Origin of the sequence: Lactiplantibacillus sp. YT640 (assembly GCF_049745435.1) — a bacterium.
GTDB lineage: Bacteria > Bacillota > Bacilli > Lactobacillales > Lactobacillaceae > Lactiplantibacillus > Lactiplantibacillus plantarum.
Genome location: NZ_JBMNVY010000013.1, coordinates 41,299 through 59,846, shown reverse-complemented (window position 1 = coordinate 59,846; position 18,548 = coordinate 41,299). Strand labels below are relative to the sequence as shown.

The 18,548-nt window shown below is 44.8% G+C and carries 17 protein-coding genes; 8 read left to right on the top strand and 9 right to left on the bottom strand.

What is annotated here, in order from left to right; all coding sequences use genetic code 11:
* Window positions 1-38: 38 nt before the first annotated feature.
* The 4 genes from ACOV1R_RS09685 to groES all read right to left on the bottom strand — a co-directional run bounded on the left by ACOV1R_RS09685 (window position 39) and on the right by groES (window position 5,402).
* Window positions 39-1,136 carry a glycosyltransferase family 4 protein gene (locus ACOV1R_RS09685; protein ID WP_003640988.1) on the bottom strand — a complete coding sequence of 366 codons (1,098 nt, stop codon included), beginning with the start codon at window positions 1,134-1,136 and terminating at the stop codon, window positions 39-41.
* 215 nt (window positions 1,137-1,351) lie between these two features.
* Window positions 1,352-3,187, bottom strand: coding sequence for an APC family permease (locus ACOV1R_RS09680; RefSeq protein WP_003646071.1), 1,836 nt, complete (start codon window positions 3,185-3,187; stop codon window positions 1,352-1,354).
* Window positions 3,188-3,436: 249 nt separating this feature from the next.
* Window positions 3,437-5,062, bottom strand: coding sequence for a chaperonin GroEL (gene groL, locus ACOV1R_RS09675; RefSeq protein WP_003640986.1), 1,626 nt, complete (start codon window positions 5,060-5,062; stop codon window positions 3,437-3,439).
* A 55-nt stretch (window positions 5,063-5,117) separates the two neighbouring features.
* Entirely contained in the window at window positions 5,118-5,402 is a 285-nt protein-coding gene (gene groES, locus ACOV1R_RS09670) for a co-chaperone GroES (RefSeq protein WP_003640985.1), read from the bottom strand.
* 192 nt (window positions 5,403-5,594) lie between these two features.
* On the opposite strand from groES, the gene ACOV1R_RS09665 reads away from it, so the two are divergent.
* Window positions 5,595-6,239: a CPBP family intramembrane glutamic endopeptidase gene (locus ACOV1R_RS09665; RefSeq protein WP_003640984.1), complete on the top strand. Its 645-nt coding sequence runs from the start codon at window positions 5,595-5,597 to the stop codon at window positions 6,237-6,239.
* Between the two features lie 164 nt (window positions 6,240-6,403).
* Here ACOV1R_RS09665 and ACOV1R_RS09660 read toward each other — a convergent pair whose 3' ends face one another.
* Entirely contained in the window at window positions 6,404-7,081 is a 678-nt protein-coding gene (locus tag ACOV1R_RS09660; protein WP_003640983.1) for a redox-sensing transcriptional repressor Rex, read from the bottom strand.
* A 168-nt stretch (window positions 7,082-7,249) separates the two neighbouring features.
* On the opposite strand from ACOV1R_RS09660, the gene ACOV1R_RS09655 reads away from it, so the two are divergent.
* Window positions 7,250-9,232, top strand: coding sequence for an ABC-F family ATP-binding cassette domain-containing protein (locus ACOV1R_RS09655; RefSeq protein WP_054519018.1), 1,983 nt, complete (start codon window positions 7,250-7,252; stop codon window positions 9,230-9,232).
* Window positions 9,233-10,008: 776 nt separating this feature from the next.
* Here ACOV1R_RS09655 and tsaD read toward each other — a convergent pair.
* From tsaD to tsaB, 4 genes are read right to left on the bottom strand one after another with little or no spacing between them, the layout of a single operon-like run.
* The gene (gene tsaD / locus ACOV1R_RS09650) at window positions 10,009-11,055 is read right to left on the bottom strand and encodes a tRNA (adenosine(37)-N6)-threonylcarbamoyltransferase complex transferase subunit TsaD (RefSeq protein ID WP_003640980.1); all 1,047 of its coding nucleotides are present in this window, start codon (window positions 11,053-11,055) and stop codon (window positions 10,009-10,011) included.
* 4 nt (window positions 11,056-11,059) lie between these two features.
* On the bottom strand, window positions 11,060-11,515 hold the full coding sequence (gene rimI, locus ACOV1R_RS09645) for a ribosomal protein S18-alanine N-acetyltransferase (protein WP_003640979.1): 456 nt from the start codon (window positions 11,513-11,515) through the stop codon (window positions 11,060-11,062).
* On the bottom strand, window positions 11,508-12,086 hold the full coding sequence (gene rimI, locus ACOV1R_RS09640; RefSeq protein WP_011101142.1) for a ribosomal protein S18-alanine N-acetyltransferase: 579 nt from the start codon (window positions 12,084-12,086) through the stop codon (window positions 11,508-11,510). Before rimI (ACOV1R_RS09640) ends, rimI (ACOV1R_RS09645) begins: the two co-directional genes overlap by 8 nt.
* Window positions 12,070-12,795: a tRNA (adenosine(37)-N6)-threonylcarbamoyltransferase complex dimerization subunit type 1 TsaB gene (gene tsaB, locus ACOV1R_RS09635; protein ID WP_003640977.1), complete on the bottom strand. Its 726-nt coding sequence runs from the start codon at window positions 12,793-12,795 to the stop codon at window positions 12,070-12,072. The genes rimI (ACOV1R_RS09640) and tsaB overlap by 17 nt, the downstream gene beginning before the upstream one ends.
* Before the next feature lie 279 nt (window positions 12,796-13,074).
* Here tsaB and ACOV1R_RS09630 point away from each other — a divergent pair, with 279 nt between their 5' ends.
* From ACOV1R_RS09630 to phnW, 6 genes are read left to right on the top strand one after another with little or no spacing between them, the layout of a single operon-like run.
* On the top strand, window positions 13,075-14,127 hold the full coding sequence (locus ACOV1R_RS09630) for a phosphate/phosphite/phosphonate ABC transporter substrate-binding protein (RefSeq protein ID WP_003643945.1): 1,053 nt from the start codon (window positions 13,075-13,077) through the stop codon (window positions 14,125-14,127).
* 37 nt (window positions 14,128-14,164) lie between these two features.
* Window positions 14,165-14,935: a phosphonate ABC transporter ATP-binding protein gene (gene phnC / locus ACOV1R_RS09625; RefSeq protein ID WP_003640975.1), complete on the top strand. Its 771-nt coding sequence runs from the start codon at window positions 14,165-14,167 to the stop codon at window positions 14,933-14,935.
* The gene (phnE, locus tag ACOV1R_RS09620) at window positions 14,925-15,728 is read left to right on the top strand and encodes a phosphonate ABC transporter, permease protein PhnE (RefSeq protein ID WP_003640974.1); all 804 of its coding nucleotides are present in this window, start codon (window positions 14,925-14,927) and stop codon (window positions 15,726-15,728) included. Before phnC ends, phnE begins: the two co-directional genes overlap by 11 nt.
* Window positions 15,725-16,579, top strand: coding sequence for a PhnE/PtxC family ABC transporter permease (locus ACOV1R_RS09615; RefSeq protein ID WP_003640973.1), 855 nt, complete (start codon window positions 15,725-15,727; stop codon window positions 16,577-16,579). The genes phnE and ACOV1R_RS09615 overlap by 4 nt, the downstream gene beginning before the upstream one ends.
* Before the next feature lie 24 nt (window positions 16,580-16,603).
* On the top strand, window positions 16,604-17,401 hold the full coding sequence (gene phnX, locus ACOV1R_RS09610; protein WP_013355242.1) for a phosphonoacetaldehyde hydrolase: 798 nt from the start codon (window positions 16,604-16,606) through the stop codon (window positions 17,399-17,401).
* 21 nt (window positions 17,402-17,422) lie between these two features.
* A complete protein-coding gene (gene phnW / locus ACOV1R_RS09605; protein ID WP_021357345.1) occupies window positions 17,423-18,523 on the top strand; it encodes a 2-aminoethylphosphonate--pyruvate transaminase in 1,101 nt (366 codons plus the stop codon).
* Window positions 18,524-18,548 lie beyond the last annotated feature (25 nt).

The window sequence follows — 18,548 nt, the reverse complement described above, 5'->3', positions numbered from 1 at the left end:
TGTAACACTTTAATAATTTTCAATGATTTATTTGGTTTTTAATGATTACTCTTGGAGGTCAAACGCGCGACGGTCCGTTTGATCCAATCCAGTAGCGGTTGCCGATTGTCACCAGCTAATCCGATTGCTTCAACGAATAACTCTAGCCCAAATAATAAACCAATCGTCAATAACACAGAACCCCAAATAGATGAGATCGGATAGAGCAATGAAATAAATGAGAAAATAAGTGCAATCCCATAAATTACCATCACAGTCTGTCGATGGGTCAATCCTAATTGCATCAAGCGGTGGTGCAAATGATGCTTATCCGCTTGCGAAATGGGCTTCTTATTCAGGATCCGTCGAATCATCGCATACACCGTATCCGTAATTGGCACTCCCAGGATCATAACCGGAATACCAACTGAGATTAAGGTGACATTTTTCAATCCAAATAATGAGAACACAGCCGTCATAAAACCGATAAACAACGAACCGGTATCACCGAGATAAATTCTAGCTGGAAAGAAATTATACGGAAGAAAGCCAATCATCGCCGCAACTAAAGTAAAAATCAACAACGAAACGAACATATTAGCATTCAAGAAGAACAACCCGATGATCCCCATGGTACTCAACGAAATAATCGAAACACCGGTAGCTAGCCCATCCAGTCCATCAATTAAGTTCACCGCGTTCGTGATAGCCAGTATCCACAGTAAAGTCACCGGTAAACTCAGCCACTGAAAGTGAATCAGCCCCAGCAACGGGAACGTGAAGGTCGTCATTCGGATACCACCAATAAAGTAGACCTCCAAAGCGGCTAACGTAATCCCTAACATTTTTTGCCGTGGTTTTAGCTCATAAATATCATCGATAACACCAGTCGCAATAATGATCAGCTCACCACCGAGTAGTGCGAAAAAAATGCGACTGGGAAACTGGTGCATGAGATACAACACAGTCGTCCCAACGGTGTAAGAGATAAAAATAGCCAAGCCTCCCATTGTCGGCATTGGAATTTTATTGACCCGTCGTACATTTGGTTTATCCACGGCACCAATTTTAAATGCAAGTTTCCGCACAAACGGCGTCAAGATCGCAGAAAGTATCATGGTCGCCACTAGGCTTACTAGGATTTCAAATCTGATCATTTGTGCGTAACTCCCTTCTCACTCTATTACGATAATTATACAAATCCCAGTGACGCTTGACAACTCGCTTCACTAAAACTTAGTAAAGGCAACACAATTCGTTCACATTTGCCGGTCACTGGGCTGATTAAGTATCTAAATTATAACCTTAGTTACTCATATTATGACACAAAAATAAAAACCCGGTAGCTATACCGGGTTTCAATACTAAGTCACTATTCTTTTAAATGGTAATTATAAGTTGAAACAATAATATTTTCACGAGAATTTAATACCGCTCGTAATCGGAGACTCGTTTGATTATGCAAAATATTCTGCCATGGTTTCTTCGGCACGAATTGTGGGACAAGAACCGTTGTCGAGAAGTTGCGTTCCGCTGCTCGTTTAGCAATCACATCGCAGAATCGTAACGTCGGTGTTGCAATCGACCGATACGACGAATGGATGTCCACGAAACGGACGTCTGGGAAGGTCTCTTTGAACTCTGCCGCCGTCTTGTGTTCCTTTTCAGGGTTCTCATCAAAGGACACGTGCATCGCAATGACGTAATCTCCGATGGATCGCGCGTAGTTGACTGCTTGAGCAGTTACCCGCGTCACATTCGAGACGAGGACGATCACCGTTGCACCGTCATAATCATGAATCGTCGCTTTTTCCTTGGCAACCACGCGTAACTGGGCCGCAACCCGGTTATAGTGCACGTGGATTCGGTAGAACATGTACAGTAAGAGTGGCATAACGATTAAGTATGGCCAAACATTGCCGAAATGTAGCAAGAATAGGAAAATCACTAGGAGAATCGAAATCAACGCCCCAAGTAAGTTTACCGCCGCCTTCATCCACCACCATTGCCCCCGTTCGCGGAACCAATGAATAATCATACCAGATTGCGACAAAGTAAATGGGACAAAGACCCCCACCGCATAAAGTGGAATCAAAAGCGTCGTCTTCCCATGAAAGATAAAGATCAACGCAATTGCCCCGACCGCCAATGAGATAATCCCATTGGAGTAGCCCAAGCGGTCCCCACGATCCATGTAAGCATGTGGTAGAAATTTATCTTTAGCCAAGTTATAAGCTAAAATTGGAAAGGCTGAAAAACCAGTATTTGCCGCAACGGCCAGAATTAACGCCGTCGATAATTGTAACAAGTAGTAGAATAAGCCGTGACCAAAGACCGCCGTAGCAATTTGTGACAAGACGGTATTGTCTACTTGTGGTTTAACGCCTAAGTAATAACTTAAATAAGTAATACCACCAAAGAAGACGGCCAAGACTAATGACATAATTGCTAACGTGTTCGCCGCATTCTTGCGTTTCGGTCGTTTGAAGTTTGGCACCGCATTACTGATTGCTTCCACCCCAGTCAGCGAAGACGAACCGGAAGAAAAGGCCCGTAAGAACAGCACCAAGGTCATCCCTTGAACCGGTGCTCCAACTGCTGCGGAGGCGTGGTAAGTTAAGTTACCACTCGCAATATTCATAACGCCCCATAGAATCATGCCGATAATCATAATAATGAAAAAATAAACGGGAAACGTTAAGAATGATGCGGATTCGCGCATTCCACGCAAATTTAACGCCATGATGGCGATGACAATCAGTACGGCAATCAATACTTGATAATTAGCTAGCGCCGGAATCGCCGACGTGATTGCTTCAGTACCAGAAGTGACGGAAACCGCTACGGTCAGCATATAATCAACCAGCAGTGATCCCCCGGCAACTAATCCGGCTGGCCGCCCCCAGTTCGTACTTGCCACCACGTAGGCGCCACCGCCAGATGGATAAGCCCGAATAATTTGTCGGTACGACATCGTAATAGCAAACAACAGCACTAACACAAGCGCCGCCACGTACAATTGATACATCAACGCGGCCGCTGAAAGTGTAATCAAAACGGTCGTAATCTGTTCAGTACCGTAAGCCACCGATGATAGCGCATCTGACGATAGCAGCGCCAGTGCCTTGAACTTGGTGAGTGCTTGCCCACCCTCGTCCATGGTTTTTAACGGTTTCCCAATAACTAACCGCTTTAAATAACGCCACATGATAATAACTCCTTTATTCCAAAATAATTATCCCAAAGTAAACTGAGTCAAAGTAGATTCTACTACTTTACCCTGCCAAATACTACCAGTTAAATGTCGGGTGCTTCACCGCACCCACATTTTGCGTTAACGACTAATCCTACCGCTCTAATATGGATAAATCAATACCTTTATTCTAGTCGATTCACACCCTAACAGCACTAAAAAAGCACTTACTCAGCCGAGTAAGTGCTTAATGTTACGATTTGTTTACATCATACCGCCCATACCTGGGTTTGGTGCGGCTGGTGCAGCTGGTGCATTTTCTTCAGGTTTTTCAGCGACAACGGCTTCAGTCGTTAAGAGAAGGGCTGAAACAGAAGCGGCATTTTGTAAAGCAGAACGCGTTACCTTAGTTGGGTCCACGATACCAGCTTTGATCATGTCAACCCATTCATCAGTTGCGGCGTTGAAACCAACACCTGGCTTTTGTTCCTTCATCTTTTCAACGATAACAGAGCCTTCCAAACCAGCATTTTCAGCGATTTGGCGAACTGGTTCTTCCAAAGCACGTTTAACAATGTTGATCCCAGTTTGAACGTCACCAGTTTCCTTCAATGCAGCAACATCTTTGATAACGTTAATCAAAGCAGTACCACCACCAGCAACAAAGCCTTCTTCAACGGCGGCCCGAGTTGCGTTCAAAGCATCTTCAATCCGGTATTTACGTTCCTTCAATTCAGTTTCAGTAGCGGCACCGACACGAACAACGGCAACCCCACCAGCTAATTTAGCTAAACGTTCTTGTAACTTTTCTTTGTCAAAGTCAGAAGTTGTTTCACCGATTTGGTTACGGATAAATTCAACCCGTTCTGAGATAGCATCCTTGGAACCAGCGCCTTCAACAATGGTGGTGTTATCCTTAGTAACCGTAACTTTGTTGGCTTGACCTAATTGATCGATGGTCGTGTCCTTCAATTCAAGGCCAAGGTCGTCAGTGATAACCGTCCCGCCAGTTAAGATAGCGATATCTTGTAATTGTTCCTTACGCCGATCACCAAAACCGGGTGCCTTAACGGCGACAACGTTAAACGTCCCACGCATCTTGTTCAAGACTAAGGTTGGTAAAGCTTCACCAGAAATGTCATCAGCAATGATCAACAATGGCTTGCCTTGTTCAACGATGGATTGTAATAGTGGTAAGATATCTTGAATGTTTGAAATCTTCTTATCAGTAATTAAGATATATGGATTGTCAAGATCCGCCTCCATCTTATCATTATCAGTAACCATGTATTGTGATAAGTAGCCGCGGTCGAATTGCATCCCTTCAACAACGTCTAAGCTAGTATCAACACCACGTGATTCTTCAATCGTGATAACACCGTCATGACCAACTTTTTCCATGGCTTCGGCAATCAATTTACCAGTTTCTTCACTTGCTGAAGATACAGAAGCGATTTGCGCAATATCTTCTTGCGTCTTAACTTCGTGTGCCATAGCGTGTAATGAGTCAACCGCCGTCTTAGTAGCTTCTTCAATCCCACGACGAATGCCAACAGGGTTAGCACCGGCCGTAACGTTCTTCATACCTTCATTAACGATTGATTGTGTTAAGACCGTTGCAGTAGTCGTCCCATCACCAGCGATGTCATTAGTCTTTGAAGCAACTTCAGAAACTAACTTAGCACCCATGTTTTCGAAATGATCGTCTAATTCGATCGCCTTAGCAATCGTTACACCATCATTAGTAATTGTTGGTGAACCATATGATTGTTCCAAAACAACGTTGCGACCCTTAGGACCTAACGTTGACTTAACTGTGTCAGCTAATTGATCGACACCTTTTAGCATCGCTGAACGTGCATCTTCAGAGAACTTTAATTCTTTAGCCATTATCTCTATTCACCTCATGAATTTAATTTATTTTAAGTTGCGCAATTTAAATGGATTAGTCTTCGATTGCAACAATATCTTTTTCGTGCAATACCAAATACTTAGCACCTTGATACTTGACTTCGGTACCGGCATACTTATCGAATAATACTTGATCGCCGACCTTCACGCTGGGGTCAACTTTTGTCCCGTTATCTAAAACACGACCGTCATTGACGGCAACAACCTTACCGCTTTGGGGCTTTTCCTTAGCGTTATTGGCAATGACAATACCGCCAATTGTTTGTTCTTCTTCTTCTTGTTGTTGCAAGATAACGCGATCTCCTAATGGTTTTAACACGTGAATCCCTCCATTTATTCTTTTTTAGCACTCCTCAACCTCAAGTGCTAATTACATTGTCAACTATATCATTTTAATTCAAGATTGCAAGTGATTTGTCAATTATTAGTCAAAGAATGTCAAATCGACTATAATGAATACTATTGAAGTATCAATAAATCTTAAATCAAACTTTTAAAAGGACGTGACTTGATGGTTAATCGCCGCCAATCAATCTTTATTCTTATCATCTACTTTATTATTTACGCACTACCGAGCGTCCTTGTGACTGCTTTCCATCAGCTAGGGGCCCAAGTATTCGTGATTCAAACGGTCGACTACTTAGTCGGTGCAATCCTACTCATCTGGTTGGCGAGTCGCATGCGGACAAAAAACGTTGTTGAAAAACAACCAAGTAACTGGTTCATGACGTTCATCTGGGGATTGATCGGTCTTGTCCTAGTCATCGTTGGTCAAGTCATCATTTTAAAAATGACGGCTTTACTGGGACAGTCAACAGCGTCAACCAACACGACCACCCTCTTAACTGTTGGGCAACAATATCCCGCTTTCTTCTTAGCCATCATTGTCGGTGCCCCGATTATGGAAGAAATCGTCTTCCGCAAAGTTATCTTTGGCAATCTAAGTGCGGTTACTGGTCAGATTGGGGCGGCCTTGATTTCTAGTGTGCTATTTAGCTTTGCACATGCGGATGGTCACTTTATCCTCTATGCCTTTATCGGGTTATTATTCTGCTGGTTATACCAGCACACCGGTCGGATTCAAACATCGATGACGGCTCACATCCTAATGAACGCATCGGTTGTGTTACCCACATTATTAGGCTTACTGCACTAGTATCATTACTAGGTAGCGCTAACCTAGCGTTTCAACGTTAATTTTCACCGAATATTTATACGTTACAATCAATGATTCGTGATCTAAGTATGTTAAAAAGGCTTCCCTGAATAATTCAGAGAGGCCTTTTTATAGCCATTTAATTTCAAAGATAAAGCGAGTTATTAATCTTCAGTCTCATTTTCATCGTCATTACCATTGTCACCTAATTGCTGACCGTAATGTTCAATGAAGTAGATCAATGTTTGTAATTCGTTGGTCAAATCAACGTTCTGAACCCGTACTGTCTCAGGAACGGAGATTCGTAACGGCGTAAAGTTCATGATTCCTTTGACGTTTGCATCAACCAAGTCATCGGTAATTTTCTGAACAACCGTGGTTGGCACCGTTAAGATAGCAATCTCAATCTGTTGTTCGATCAATTGCTTTTTGAGCTCCGTCATTGGGTACACTGGAACCCCACTTTGGACTGTATTGGCAATCGCCTCGTTGACATCAAATGCTGCTGAAATGCGGACATTACTGTTTTTGTGAAAATTAAAGTTCAGTAGGGCGTGGCCCAAATTACCGACCCCAATTAAAGCAACATTCGTTAAGGTGTCTTGATTTAAAATCTTTTTGAAAAATGCAAGTAACGTTTCAACATCGTATCCATACCCTCGTTTGCCGAGCGCCCCAAAATACGAGAAATCTCGCCGAATCGTTGCTGAATCTACTTTAACCGCCTCGGACAACTCGGTCGATGAGACCCGCTTCTTATCTGCATCTAGCAAGATATTTAAATAGCGGTAATAAATCGGTAACCGTTTTGCCGTTGCCCGTGGAATTTTTGTTTCTGCCATTCGGACGTGTCCTCCTAATTAAAAGTTTGTGAATTTGCTGACACTATTCTAGCATAACGCGTGACTTTGTGAAATAATAATTACTTATTATTCCGAATAATTGGGTCAGGCCGTTACAATATGCTACAATTATGTCACGAATTAAATGTGAAAGGAGCTTAATAAAGCGTGATTTTACTACAAGTACAGCAAGTTATGCGGCGTTTTGGCGCCGATGTCTTGTTCGATAACGTACAAATGGATATTCAAGAACACGCTCGGGTGGCCCTTGTCGGTCGAAACGGGGCCGGAAAATCAACCTTACTTAAAATGATTGCCGGCGAAACGGTACCGGACGAAGGCCATATTTCAATGCGCAAGGGCTTAACAATCGGTTACTTGGCGCAAGACCAAGGACTGGATAGTAACAATACGATTTGGGAAGAAATGAGTAGTGTCTTTGCTGAGTTACATGCCATCGAAAAACGGATGCACCAGCTCGAAAATCAATTGAGCGACCCCGCAATCATGAATGATGAGCAGGCTTATCAACAGACCCTGAAAACCTATGATCAGATTCAAACTGAATTTCAACAAAAAAACGGGTACGGCTACCAAGCTGAGATTCGGGGCGTGTTGCACGGCTTCCAATTCGACGCCGATGTGTACGATAAGTCGGTGACGGCACTATCCGGTGGACAAAAGACCCAGTTGGCCTTGGCCAAGTTGTTACTTGAAAAACGGGACTTGCTTATCCTTGACGAACCGACGAACCACTTGGACGTCGAAACCCTTACTTGGTTGGAAAGCTATCTCCAGTCTTACTCTGGTGCGCTGCTAATCGTTAGCCATGACCGTTATTTCTTAGACCGGGTCGTTAACGAAGTCTATGACTTATCACACCATGAAATGGTGCACTACACTGGTAACTACGACCAGTTTGTGCAAGAAAAAGCGGCTCGAATCCAAGCACAATGGAAACATTATGAAAAGCAACAAGCGGAGATCAGCAAGCTTGAAGACTTTGTTAATCGTAACATCGTGCGTGCTTCTACGACAAAACGGGCCCAGGCTCGGCGTAAGCAGTTAGCAAAGATGGACTGCCTTGACCGCCCTGATAGTGACGAGAAGACTGCCCACTTTGGCTTTCATGCGGCTAAACAAAGCGGCAACATTGTGTTGACCGTCAAAGATGCAGCCGTGGGCTATGATGGTCAGATTCTTTCGGAACCCGACAACTTGAATATTAAGAAACATGAAGCTATTGCCATCGTTGGACCGAACGGTATTGGAAAATCGACTTTCCTAAAGAGTATTTTGGGACAGATTCCATTCATTAAAGGCCAGGCCGTTTTTGGCACCAACGTCGTTACGGGCTACTACGATCAAGAGCAACGTAATTTAAACGACAAAAAAACCGTCCTCAGTGAACTTTGGGATGAACATCCCACCACTCCTGAAAAAGACATTCGTACCATTTTGGGCAGTTTTCTCTTCACTGGTGAAGATGTTGATAAACCCGTTCATGCCCTATCTGGTGGAGAACGAGCCCGGTTACTGTTGACCAAACTTGCCATGCAAAATGACAACTTCTTAATCTTAGATGAACCAACTAACCACTTGGATATCGATAGCCGTGAAGTTTTGGAAGTCGCCCTCAACGACTTTGACGGCACCCTTTTGTTCGTGTCACATGACCGCTACTTCATTAACCAAGTCGCCACGAGTGTCGTAGAGGTTTCTCCGGAAGGCACGGAACTCTTCTTAGGTGATTACGACTACTACATCGACAAGAAACAAGAGCAAGCTGAAATCGCGGCTGCGGCTGCTAGCCAAGCGGCCGAAAAAGCTGCTGAAGCCGGTGCAGCGGATTCAACCAGTGCCACAACTGCTGCTCCCCGCTCCAAAGGCCAGCAAAATTACCAAGCCAGCAAGCAGCAACAACGTGAAAAACGCAAGCTTGAGCGCTCAGTTGCCGCCCTGGAAGAACAGATGACTGCCTTAGATGAACAAGCCACACAGATTCAAACTGAAATGGCGCAACCTGAAGTATCGGCCGATGTTGGTAAACTACAAGACCTACAAAAAGAACTTGAAGCCATCAATACTCAACAAGAACAAGTTGAAACCGAATGGACCGAACAAGCTGAAGCTTTAGAAGAATTGAGCTAATTTTCCAACGACTCATCAGATAAAAATAATAGTCGCCTCAAGAATTAATATAATTCTTGAGGCGACTATTATTTTGCCCCTATCCGCGGCATAAATCATGATTGAAAGAGGATGATTCCTAGAATCAAAAATGACCAGCTTAAGCCCGCTGGAAACAGTTCAAGTTAGTGTAAACTTGCTTAGTTAGTTCGTCCTACACCGACCTCCAGTCGGGATAGCGTTCGAATGGCTGACAAGGATATACCCAACTTTTGCTGAATTTGTCGTTGTTTTTCATAAACGTTAATTTTATCAATCAACTGTCAGATTGAAAAGGTCTTGTGATAACTCACTATTTCTGAATTACCGTAGTAATAATTGAATATTTCGAAAAAGTGGAGAAGGCACTCTGATATTTAACTTAAAGGGTTCAGTATCAAAATAGCCAACGACAAATTGTACTGAGTTCAGTGGCCGTTCATCAGCCATTCGAGCGGCTTCCCGACTGGAGAGGCTGGGTGACAATGCTCAGTAGCCAAATTATTCTTAGCTGGAAGTGGGTTGCTTCCGGCTTAGAATAAGACTCGTATTTGAGATGACGCGGGTTATGCGTTAGCTCAAATCGACGTCGGCTTACGTTCCAGCAATTGTCACCCAGCCCCGGAGGTCGGAATCGGACGCGCATTGCTGACGAACAGGAATCCACCTAACCGGCACCTTTCAATCATAATTAATGAAAAGATACTAAAACGGGTGTGAAAAGGACTGACTTTTCACACCCGTTTATAACTGCTTCATTACTTCAACATACCTGGCATCCAATCAAATTCTAAGCTTGGATCGGCATTCAGCGCCGCGTCGCCGAATTGGTGATGCTGATATTGAACATAGCCCGCAGCACCAATCATGGCACCATTATCACCGCATAACTTTAGAGGCGCTAAGATTAGTTCGGTGTCAGGAAAAGCGGTTGGTAAATCTTGTTGTAACCGTTCACGTAGCCCCTGATTAGCTGCAACGCCACCGGCTAAGACTAATTGCTTAACTGGATATTGTTTGAGGACTCGTAACGTTTTACTCATCAGAACATCAACCACGCTGGCCTGAAAGCTAGCCGCTAAATCGTTCTTATCCAGAGTCGCGCCAATTTGATCTGCGTGATGGACCGTATTGATGAACGCACTCTTCAGCCCACTAAAACTAAAATCGTAATTATCTTCATCAATCATTGCTCGCGGAAATTTGAAAGTGTCGTGACCTGCATGTGCCATCTCGTCAATGACTTTACCTGCCGGATATGGAACACCCAATACCCGACCGATTTTATCATAAGCTTCTCCAGCCGCATCGTCACGTGTCTCACCAATAATCTCAAACTGCCCATCTGCTTGCATGTAGACCAATTCAGTATGACCGCCAGAAACTAATAGTGCCATTAGCGGAAATTCGAATGGCTTAACAAACCGAGCGGCATAAATGTGCCCGGCCATATGGTTAACTGGAATCAGCGGTAATTGGTGCGCGTATGCCACTGTCTTAGCTGCATTAACACCGACTAACAGTGCCCCCACTAGACCGGGGCCATACGTCACGGCAACAGCATCAAGGTCAGCATACGTCACGTGTGCCTCTTGAAGTGCGGCTTCAATACAAATTGTAATTTGTTCAATATGATGACGGCTGGCAACTTCAGGAACCACGCCACCAAACCGTTTGTGACTATTAATCTGCGTTGCAATCACGTTGGATAAAATCTCATGGCCATCTTTGATCACTGCCACACTAGTCTCGTCACAACTGGACTCAAACGCTAAAATCAAGTTTTGTTTTTCCACGGTTCCCATCCTTTTAATTAATCATTTTACGCATGATCCACGCATCTTCTTCGGGATCATGATAATATTCCTTACGCGTGGCAATCTGGTCAAAGCCGCATTGCTGATACAAGCGCTGGGCGGCGAGATTACTAGCCCGGACTTCTAGGAATACGGACCCTGCCGATAATTGTGCTAAGCAGGCTGTTAATAACCACCGCGCATGCCCTTGACGCTGATAGGCCGGATCAATTGCAATATTCGTAATTTCGGTCTCATCAAGCACTGTCGAGCGGCTGACAAACCCGATCAGTTCATCCTGCCACCGTAATAAATCATAGTGTACCGTTGGTAACGCCATGTCCGCCGCAAACGTCGCTTGCCGCCAAGGTGCGCCACCGGGATATGCTAATGTCGCTAACTGGTAACAAACTTGGACGGCCCGACCCGCGTCAAGCTGCGTACTGGCGACAAGCTGTCGTTCAGTCATCCGTAGCTACCGGAATACGATAAGTCATATCAATAGCATCTTCATGGTCGCCAAAATAGTACCGTTTCTTGATACCAGTCTTTTCAAACCCTAAATCGCGGTAAAGTTGTTGCGCAATCGTATTACTGTAACGAACCTCAAGGGTCACCGTTTGGTAATGCAACTTACGCGCCCGCTTCATCATGACTTGCATCATAAAATGGCCTAGTCCTTGGCCTTGAACATCAGGATGTACAGCAATATTGGTGATATGTGCATCTTGGCGGCGATCATCAAAGACACAACCACAAAAAGCGACGAGGCGATCTTCATGACGCATCACAATATAGAAACGACCGCTCTGTCGGCGAAGTTCCGTCTTAAACGCATTTTCATCCCACGGTGTCTGTCCCGCATATACGGCCCGTTCAATGGCTAGCATCTCGGGCACATCGGTAATCAGTGCGCGTGAGACATAGTAATTGACTTCGCCCACTTTAACGATGTGATTTTGAATGGCCAATACACGTTGGCGACGTTGATTGCCACCGGTGGTCATTTTTTGAAAGTACTCCTTAAATTTTCTCAACATAGGGCGCATGTTCCTTTTCTGGGTGCTTGGCTTGCCAATCACGTTCAGCTTGCGTTAAACGCAAATAGTTCGGCACAAAGTTATGAATTTCACTCACGGGTGTCAGCGTTCGACCCATCAAACCTAGTACTACGGCTTGGGGCAAGTCAAGTTGTGGGGCTGCACGAACGAACTGCTTGGCTAACGATTGCTGCAAAGCATCCGCATATTGATCGACATCCGCGCCGACAAAGGTAATTGGTTCATCATAACTAGCTAATCGTTGGCCCCACTCGGTCACACTGATATGTTGATCAGCGATAACGGCAACTGGACGCTGGTTCTTAATCCGATATAACCCGGCAAAGATGTTGTCACGACGCGCATCAAATAACGGCGCCACTAATTGGCCTTCCGTCACAATGTTGCCAGCTAACACGGCCAAACTCGATACACCAACTAAGGCTTTATCTAATGTAAAGGCAAGTGTTTTAGCAGTCGTCACGCCAATTCGCAACCCCGTATACGACCCTGGTCCGGCAGCAACGACGATCCGGTCTAAATCAGCTGGTGCCAATTTAGCTTGAGCCATGGCTTGTTCAATAATCGGTAATAATGTACTACTGTGGTTACGGCCAACATTAGTGGTCGTTGTGGCCAAGATCTGGGTATCTTCTAATACCGCGACACTCAATGGCCGATTCGAAGTATCAATCGCCAACAACTTCATAATTTTAAAAAACTCCTCATTTTGAATTACTTCACATATCTTATCATAATTTACTTACTTTGAAAGCTTTACGGTAGTAACCAACCAATTCAATCCAGAAACAATCAACAACTATCCTGACCAGTTTCCACTCATACTTACCAATCACTGAATTGAAAACCGAATGTAAATATTATTTACATAACTTATACATATACTTCACTAATCCTTGTCCGCACATTTACAATACCTTGTTATGCTACACAAGTAACTAAAATTACTTGGAGGTAATTGGAAACTATGTCAAAAGTTAGTAAGTCATTATTAGGTCTTTCATTCATTTCGGTTTTAGGTTTAGGACTCGCAGGTTGCGCTAGCGGAACCAGTGCTAAATCTGGTGGTAGCAGTACGGATAGCAGCAAAACCATCACGGTGGTCTTCTATCCTAACGAATCAGCCAAGAGTTTTGCTGGTTCCCGTACGGCCATTAAGCAAGCAGTTGAAAAGGCAACGGGTAAGACGGTTAAATTACAAACCACGACCGACTATAACGTTGCGATTCAAGCAATTGCATCCGGCAAAGCTCAAGTCGCATACATGGGGGCTAACGGTTATATCCAAGCACACCACAAGAGCAAAGATGTTGTACCTTTTGCCGCACAATCTGATGCTAAAGGTACCTTGAAAGACGCTACTTATAACTCCTACTTAATGGTACAACAAAAAGATGCCAAAAAGTATGAAGAAAACGGTAAGTACAGTATTAAGAACGTCAAAGGCAAGAAGATGTCTTATGTTTCCAACAGTTCAACTTCAGGCTTCTTAGTACCAACGGCTGAAATCTCACGTGAATTCAACATCAAAACCGCTGACCAAGATAAATTAACTCAAAGCGGATCATTCTTTAGTAAAGTGCTCTATGGTGGCTCTCATCAGGGTTCCGCGGTCAACTTAATCAAGGGGGATGCGGATGTCGCTGCCTTTGATGATGCTGATTTAATGCCATACTTAAACGTTACCAAGGGATCATGGGACAAGGTCGGCTCAACTTTCACTGTTAAGGATAACGCCGAAGCGCCATTTACAAGTTTAGCCGGCAAGTCGGTCGTTAACATTGCCATGATGCCTGTTCAACAAGGCCCATGGGTATACAATACCAAGGCCCTCAGCAAGGATGATCAAAAGAAGATCGCCACTGAGTTCACGTCGAAGTCCTTTGCCCAAAACAAAAAGATCTTCTCTGAACCAAATGCGAAGACACCAATGATGTTCCCTAAGAAATCAGAAAAGTCCAAATTAGTTAATGTTACCGACAAGTGGTACGCGCCAACGCATAAGTTAGTAGGTTACTAAACCACGTACCATTAGTTCACAATGAAAGGATTTGCCAATGCTCAAGGTTATTCAGCTAGATAAAACATATGGTTCCAATAAGCATTCGCTCAAAGCAGTCAACTTCACAGCTAAACCGGGCGAAGTAACTGCCATCATCGGCCCGTCTGGTGCTGGTAAAACAACTATTTTACGGAGTATCAATCAGTTGATCCGCGATGATAGTGGTCAAATTTTGCTCGATGACACTGACATTCGTCAAGCGAACAAAGCTGAATTACGCAAAGTTCGTCATCATATCGGCATGATTTTCCAAAACTACAATCTGATCAGTCCGTTAACGGCCCTTGAAAATGTTCTGCATGGCCGCTTAGGCGCTAAATCAACGGTTGCTGGCATGCTCGGCCTTTACAGTAGCGCCGAAAAACAAGAGGCGCTACAACTACTCGACGAAGTAGGGTTAAAAGAATACGCCTACCAACGTTGCGATCAATTAAGTGGTGGCCAACAACAACGGGTCGGGATCGCACGGGCATTAATGCAACATCCTAAGATGATTTTATGTGATGAACCGATTGCTTCCCTAGATCCCAAATCAACGACCATTGTCATGGACATTCTACGGCGATTGGCAAAGGAAAAACAACTGATTATCCTCATTAATCTACATCAGGTCGATATCGCAATGGCGTACACCGACCATATCGTCGGCATTAACAGCGGCGCCATCGTTTTCGAAGGCGCCACTAATGAAGTTGACGACGCGGTCTTACAACACATTTATCGCCAACCTGACCAATCAACGGCGGTGGCTGCCAATGAAAACTAATCCAATGACACCGCAACGCTTTTTTCGGCAACGTCGGTTGCGATTATCAGTTGTTTTGCTCATTTTAATTGGCATCTACGTCTTATCCATGGCCCTCGTTAATTTTCAGGCGTGGGCTTCGATCAGTAAGATTCCAGCGGGCTTAATGTGGTTATTTACCAACTTTATTCCGACAAGTCGTTCGATTTCTTATCTGGGACCGATTCTTTATCAGCTGTGGCGGACCTTGCTCGTGGCAATTTCATCAACCATGGTCGCTAGTCTCTTCGCCCTGATCTTTGCGATTCTCGGTGCTAAGACGACCACCCCAACGCCTGTCCTCCGCTGGATTATTCGTTTTGGTGCTTCACTCTTACGTAATATTCCGGTGGTCGCTTGGGCGATGATTCTTCTGTTTTCTTTTAAACAGAGTGACTTTACGGGCTTCTTGGCACTGTTCTTTATGACGCTAGGCTATCTAACACGGGCCTTTACTGAAACTATTGAGGACCTCGATGCCGAAAAGCTTCAAGCACTGCAAGCCGTTGGCGCCAACTATTTCCAATGTGTCTTCTGTGGGGTGTTACCCGAAGCCGCTAGTACCTTGACTAGTTGGATTCTCTACATGATTGAAAACAACTTACGGGACGCAACCTTGGTCGGACTCTTGACGGGTACGGGTGTTGGTTTTCTCTTTGACTACTATTTTAAGGCGTTCCGCTATGACGCTGCTGGTCTAATTGTTTTGTTAATTGCGATTTTAGTCATTGTTTTAGAATTGACATCTAATCGAATTCGGAGGGCAATTGCATGATTGAAAACAGTCAACCCAAAACACAAGTACTTCAACCGTCAGCACCACCAACCCGGTCGATTTCGTTGGTGACTCGGCCCCGCAAAATCCTGCGAGCCGTTATGATTGGCCTAACGCTTATCAGTGTCTATTCATTAGTCACACTCAATAATGCCAACCTGAACATCATTGACGCTTTGCATAGCTTAGGTCTCAACCTGAATGCTATGTTCTTACACCCTAGCGTTGGTCAAGACACACTGGGGCAACTCTTACGGGCCCTAATGACTAGTGTTTCATTAGCGATGTTGACAACTTTGTTAGGAGCGCTAATCGCCTTCTTCATTGCCGTCGGTGCTGCCCGTAACTTAGCACCCAGTTGGTTAGCTACTAGTATTAAAGCAGTCATGGCCTTTATTCGTGCCATTCCAACGATTTTATGGGTGTTAATTTACTCCGTAGTCATGGGATTAGGTGCTAGTGCCGCCGTGGTCGGCTTGACCTTCCACAGTGTAGCGTACTTGGTTAAGGCTTATTCTGAAAGTATTGAAGAAACCTCGCAAGATACGATTGAAGCGTTAAAGGCGAGTGGCGTGGGTTTTTGGCCAATTGTTTTTCAGGCCATTCTCCCGTCAATCATTCCAGCACTTCTTAGCTGGACGTTTATCCGGTTTGAAATTAACTTTGCCAATGCGGTCGCCGTTGGTGCTGCAGCTGGTGCTGACGATATCGGTTACTACCTCTTCATGGCTGGCAGTTTCTACTTCGATTTCCATGAAGTTGGTTTGATTGTCTACCTACTCTTGGGTGTCGCAATCGTGCTCGAACTGGTTTCTATGCGGTTACGTGGCCACTACTTAAAGAACAACTAAGTAAATTCAAAGGAGTTTTCATCAATGACAATTAAAGCAGTAATTTTTGACTGGGCCGGCACGACCATTGACTATGGCAGCCGGGCGCCCATCGTGGCTTTCCAAAAAGCCTTTGCCAACGTTGGTATTCAAATCTCTGAAGCTGAGATTCGCCAAGATATGGGACTAGATAAGTACACCCATATCCATAAAATCATGGATTTACCGGCCGTTCAAAACGACTGGCAGGCGCGTTTCCAAGTCTTACCGACTGAAGACGACTGCAATCAAATCTTTAGCAACTTCAAGGCAATCTTGCTTAGCTCCCTGACTGAATTCGGACAATTAAAGCCCGGCATGTCAGCTGTAATTGACTATTTGACCGCTCACAATATCAGCTATGGCACGACCACCGGCTATGACGCTGAAATGTTAGCCCTGGTCTTACCGATCGCAGCTAAGCAAGGCTATCGTCCCGCCGTCAACATCACTTCAGAACAAACTGGCGGTGTTGGTCGACCAGCGCCGGCAATGCTTGCGTTAGCAGCTGAACAGCTCACAGTCACTGATCCAACGACCGTCATGAAAATTGGGGATTCCGTTAATGATATCTTAGAAGGCAACAACGCCGACGCAGTCTCTGTAGGGATTATTGATGGTAGCAACATCATGGGACTTTCGGAGTTAGCCTTCAACGCCCTTAGCCCGGCCGAACAAGCTGAACGACGAGCCCACGTCACTGCCGCTTATCAACGCGCTGGTGCCGATTACATTTTACAATCGATGGCTGAATTACCGGCATTGCTTGATCAAATCAATCAACCGGTTGCCACTGATCATTAGCAGACAAGGAGCCCGATTTTTATGAAACAACCTTATTTACTCCTAACACCCGGTCCACTCAGTACGACTGCCAGTGTTAAGGACGCAATGCAAATTGATTATTGTACTTGGGATAGTGACTATCGGCACGTCACCGAAACCATTCGGCAACAAATCTTAGCTATGGCCCAAGCCAATCCAGAAAACTATACGACCGTCCTACTACAAGGAAGCGGCAGTTTTGGTGTTGAGGCCACCATTGGCACAGCAGTACCACGGACCGATGCAACTTTAATGATTGGCATTAACGGCGCATATGGGCATCGAATCAGTCAAATCGCAGAATATTACGATATTCCACATATCGACGTTGTGTTCAACGAAGATGAAGCCGTCGATCCGGTTCGGATTGAAGCAACCTTAGCTGATCATCCGGAGATTACCCACTTCGCAACCGTTCATAGCGAAACGACAACTGGGATTCTCAACCCAATCGAAGCTTTAATGCCCATCATGCATGAACACGGGATCGTAACGATCATCGATGCCATGTCCAGTTTAGGTGGCGTCACGATTAGCATTGATGAATTGGATTGTGACTACTTGATTAGTAGTGCCAACAAGTGTGTGCAAGGCGTGCCCGGTTTTGCGTTCATCATTGCAAAACAAGCGACCTTGGCCCACACTGCTGACAACGCTCGTTCACTTTGTCTAGATCTCTACGACCAATGGCAAGCCATGACCAAGCAACCAGGAAAATGGCGCTTCACTTCGCCAACCCACGTGGTACATGCCTTTGCGCAAGCACTCATTGAATTGCAAGCAGAAGGCGGCGTGACACCACGCTACCAACGTTACCGTGCTAGTCAACAACTCCTTAGCGACGGCTTACAAGCGCTAGGTTTTGAATTAGTGATTGATCCAGCCATTCAAGGGCCCATCATTACGTCATTCAAATACCCGAACGGCGACTTTGATTTTGCTGACTTCTATCAGTTCATCAAGCAACGCGGCTTCGTCATTTATCCTGGGAAGGTTTCAAATATCCCTAGCTTCAGAATTGGTACCATCGGTGATGTTGATACAACTGATATTCAACGACTCTTAATAATTATCGGTGATTATCAACAACTTCACCGCTAACTGCATTGATCAATCTAAAAGGTGC

Coding starts and splice junctions, on each gene's coding strand:
- phnX (WP_013355242.1), top strand. CDS start 16,604: ATGACAATTAAAGCAGTAATTTTTGACTGGGCCGGCACGACCATTGAC.
- tsaB (WP_003640977.1), bottom strand. CDS start 12,795: ATGAAGTTGTTGGCGATTGATACTTCGAATCGGCCATTGAGTGTCGCG.
- phnE (WP_003640974.1), top strand. CDS start 14,925: ATGAAAACTAATCCAATGACACCGCAACGCTTTTTTCGGCAACGTCGG.
- ACOV1R_RS09685 (WP_003640988.1), bottom strand. CDS start 1,136: ATGATCAGATTTGAAATCCTAGTAAGCCTAGTGGCGACCATGATACTT.
- phnC (WP_003640975.1), top strand. CDS start 14,165: ATGCTCAAGGTTATTCAGCTAGATAAAACATATGGTTCCAATAAGCAT.
- ACOV1R_RS09630 (WP_003643945.1), top strand. CDS start 13,075: ATGTCAAAAGTTAGTAAGTCATTATTAGGTCTTTCATTCATTTCGGTT.
- ACOV1R_RS09660 (WP_003640983.1), bottom strand. CDS start 7,081: ATGGCAGAAACAAAAATTCCACGGGCAACGGCAAAACGGTTACCGATT.
- ACOV1R_RS09615 (WP_003640973.1), top strand. CDS start 15,725: ATGATTGAAAACAGTCAACCCAAAACACAAGTACTTCAACCGTCAGCA.
- phnW (WP_021357345.1), top strand. CDS start 17,423: ATGAAACAACCTTATTTACTCCTAACACCCGGTCCACTCAGTACGACT.
- groL (WP_003640986.1), bottom strand. CDS start 5,062: ATGGCTAAAGAATTAAAGTTCTCTGAAGATGCACGTTCAGCGATGCTA.
- rimI (WP_011101142.1), bottom strand. CDS start 12,086: ATGTTGAGAAAATTTAAGGAGTACTTTCAAAAAATGACCACCGGTGGC.
- ACOV1R_RS09680 (WP_003646071.1), bottom strand. CDS start 3,187: ATGTGGCGTTATTTAAAGCGGTTAGTTATTGGGAAACCGTTAAAAACC.
- tsaD (WP_003640980.1), bottom strand. CDS start 11,055: ATGGGAACCGTGGAAAAACAAAACTTGATTTTAGCGTTTGAGTCCAGT.
- rimI (WP_003640979.1), bottom strand. CDS start 11,515: ATGACTGAACGACAGCTTGTCGCCAGTACGCAGCTTGACGCGGGTCGG.
- ACOV1R_RS09665 (WP_003640984.1), top strand. CDS start 5,595: ATGGTTAATCGCCGCCAATCAATCTTTATTCTTATCATCTACTTTATT.